2 protein-coding genes are annotated in these 2,989 nt (G+C 66.6%); both read left to right on the forward strand.

Features of this window, described 5'->3' with window-relative positions:
• The first annotated feature begins 535 nt into the window (after window positions 1-535).
• The gene (locus tag AW06_RS19500; protein ID WP_034953858.1) at window positions 536-1,921 is read left to right on the forward strand and encodes a toll/interleukin-1 receptor domain-containing protein; all 1,386 of its coding nucleotides are present in this window, start codon (window positions 536-538) and stop codon (window positions 1,919-1,921) included.
• Window positions 1,918-2,901, forward strand: a complete 984-nt coding sequence (locus AW06_RS19505) for an AAA family ATPase (RefSeq protein ID WP_273704934.1) — start codon at window positions 1,918-1,920, stop codon at window positions 2,899-2,901. The genes AW06_RS19500 and AW06_RS19505 overlap by 4 nt, the downstream gene beginning before the upstream one ends.
• The last annotated feature ends 88 nt before the right edge of the window (window positions 2,902-2,989 follow it).

Consider the following 2,989-nt stretch of genomic DNA (forward strand, 5'->3'; position numbering starts at 1 on the left):
CGGCCCGCGCTGCATCGCGGGCCGGCTGCGGCGGCGCGGAGCAGTGCTCCGCGAAACCCCGCCTTCGCCCCCGCAAGAGGGGAGGAGAGATTCGTGGGTCGCCTACGCGATTTCACATTGACATGCGCTTTCATGCGATGTGGCCTGCCGTCCCTTGCAGTTCCTCGCGGATCACCTGCCGGATCATCGCTTCCATGTCGGACTGCTGGAGCGAGCTTTTCAGCGTCTCGTTGATGAGCGTCTGATTTCAAGAGCTGTATCGATGCAGCCGGCTGGGAGGTGCGACGGCGATCATGCCGACCTCCGGGGTGCGTCCTGAAACACGCGACTTGTCGGGTTCACGCGGTTATCATGGAGGAGTCGGCGGGCGGCCCATGCATGCTGCCTGCGGGAGGTCCAGAACGGACGCTCCTGGAGATGAGCGAAGGGCAGCAGAAACGCGAGCAGGAAACGAATGGCGTGGCGTGGCGAGGTGAGCGCGGCGCCGCCGTCTTCGCGAACGGATCGGTCTACAAGCCTGCGGGGGAGGGTGGCGATGGTCAGCGTTTACGTTTCGTATGCGTGGAAGGACGAGGAGCAGCACCGGCTTGTCGACCGACTCGGGACGGCGTGTCAGGCGCGCGGGATAGACTTCGTGCGCGACACTTCCCACGTCGGCTACGGCGGCTCGATCCGCGAGTTCATGGATCGGCTGGCTGCCGCGGGGCATGTCGTGCTCGTTCTCAGCGACACCTACTTCCGCTCCGAGTACTGCATGTACGAACTCCGCGGGATCTACGAGCACCAGAACTTCCGCAAGCGGGTGCACCCGATCGTCCTGTCCGGGACGCGCTTGCACAAACCGAAGGACCGGATCACCTGGATCGCGCATTGGATCAAGGAGAAGAAGGAACTCGAGGAAGAGCTCGAAGCACTGGAAGACCCCAAGCACACGCTCGAACTGCGCAAGAGCCTCGAGGATTACGCCGACTTCCATCGGCTGATGGATCAGTTGACGTCCCTCCTCGCCGATATGAACACCTTGACCGAGGACGTGCATCGCGACACCGACTTCGCAGCCTTGCTGGATCGCATCGCGCCCGTCGATGATGACTTCCGGCGCCGGATCATCGACGAGGTACACCACACCCTGGCGCACAACGCCCACCTGAGCAAGGCCCTGCAAGGCAGGCTGCACGATTCCCTTGCCGCCTCCGTGAGCGACCTCGCCGAAGCCCTTTGCGCCCCGCCGCCGGACCAGGCGATCAGCACGCTGCTTTTCCCTGCGACGCTCGCCTGCCTCAAGTCACTCGACGCACAAAGCAGCGACTTTGCCGACGCATGGACCACCGCGAAGTCCGTTCTCGCCTGGCTCACCCTGCTCGCTGTCGATGCCCGGTCGGTCGGCGTCGAACAGCGGCAGGCGCTGGCAGCGGGCAGGCTGGTCTTCGAAATCGCCGTCAGCACGCCGCTGGGAGTCGAAATCGTCAGCTCACGCCACCGCGAAATGGCGCCGCAACTGCGCGTCGCAAAAAGCAACGTGCTCGGCGCAGGAGCGATCGAGCAGCCGCGCTACGAAAGCGGCTGGAGCGAAGATGCCCCATTGGAGAATCTGCTGCTCGAGATCTGGAGCTGCGTTTTTCCGGAAGAGTCGCGAACGCAGTTGTCGATCAGCGACCGACGCAAGCTCCAGGCGACCTTGCGTGTCCGCCGCGAGCAAGCAACCTTTCACCATTACATCGCGGTTCCCGCTGACCAGGCAAAGCCGCTGGCCCTGTCCGCTTTCTATCAACGGCTGCTGGCGATCCTCCCCGATCTCAGCCTGATCTTTTTCCATGGTGATGATGAGGCATCCGCGCTCCTGGTCAGTGACGAATACTATTTCATGGCCCTCATCCACCAATTCCTGACCATCCCCGACCTCCTGGCGAAAAAACGATGAACCTCCCCCTTTCGACGATCCCCGCCATCCCGCTCACCGACCTTTCCCTCCCGCCGCGCGGCTCGTGGCCGGCGTCGGTGCACCGCTTCGACGAGGAATCGGCCTGGGCGGTGCGCTCGGCGCTCGCCGCGCAGCGGCCGCTGCTGGTTCGCGGCGAGCCGGGATCGGGCAAGAGCCAGTTGGCGCGTGCCGCGGCCGAGGCGCTCGGCCGCCTGTTCATTGCCGAAGTCGTGCACGCGCGCAGCGAGAGCCAGGACCTGCAGTGGCGCTTCGACGCGCTCGGCCGGCTCGGCGACGCGCAGGCGATGGGCGCCCACCAGTATGGCGCCGACGAGGTCCGGCAGCGCCTCGACCCGCGCAACTACCTGAGTCCCGGCGCGCTGTGGTGGGTTTTCGACTGGCCGTCGGCGCTGCGGCAGCAGCAACAGAGCGGCGGGCGCGGCGCGCGGCCGCAGCCGCCGGCCGGCTGGTCACCGGCAAGGGGCAGCGTGCTGCTGATCGACGAGATCGACAAGGCCGAGGCCGACCTGCCCAACGGCCTGCTCGAAACGCTCGGCAACGGCGGCTTCAGCGTGCACTGGCTCGACACCGCCGTCTGCGCCGCGCCGGCCATGCCGACGCCACTGGTCGTGATCACCACCAACGAGGAGCGCGAACTGCCGGCGGCGTTCATCCGCCGCTGCCTGGTGCTCAACCTGCGCTGGCCGAGCAACGAGGACGCGTTCACCGCCCGGCTGATCGAACGCGGCCGGCTGCATTTTCACGCACGCTGCCACCCCGAAGTCTACCGCGAAGCCGCGCGCCAGCTCTGGCAGGACCGCCAGGAGGCGGCCCGGCAGGGCCTGCAGGGGCCCGGTCAGGCCGAATACCTCGACCTGCTGCGCGTCGTCGTCAGCCTCGCACCGGTCATCGACGAGCAGTTGGCACTGCTCGCCAAGGTCGGCGAGTTCGCGCTCAGGAAGCACCCGCCGGCCGACTGATGCCGACGAGGGTTCCGCACTCGCGGGCAGCCGTCGGGCGTGCCGACCTGCTGCGCATCTACGCCGCCGAGGGCGACGAAGCGCTCGC

It is taken from the genome of Candidatus Accumulibacter cognatus, from assembly GCF_000584975.1.
Taxonomy (GTDB): Bacteria; Pseudomonadota; Gammaproteobacteria; order Burkholderiales; family Rhodocyclaceae; genus Accumulibacter; species Accumulibacter cognatus.

What these genes read in the sequence shown, in the direction of transcription:
- AW06_RS19500 (WP_034953858.1), top strand. Translation starts at nt 536, where the DNA reads ATGGTCAGCGTTTACGTTTCGTATGCGTGGAAGGACGAGGAGCAGCAC.
- AW06_RS19505 (WP_273704934.1), top strand. Translation starts at nt 1,918, where the DNA reads ATGAACCTCCCCCTTTCGACGATCCCCGCCATCCCGCTCACCGACCTT.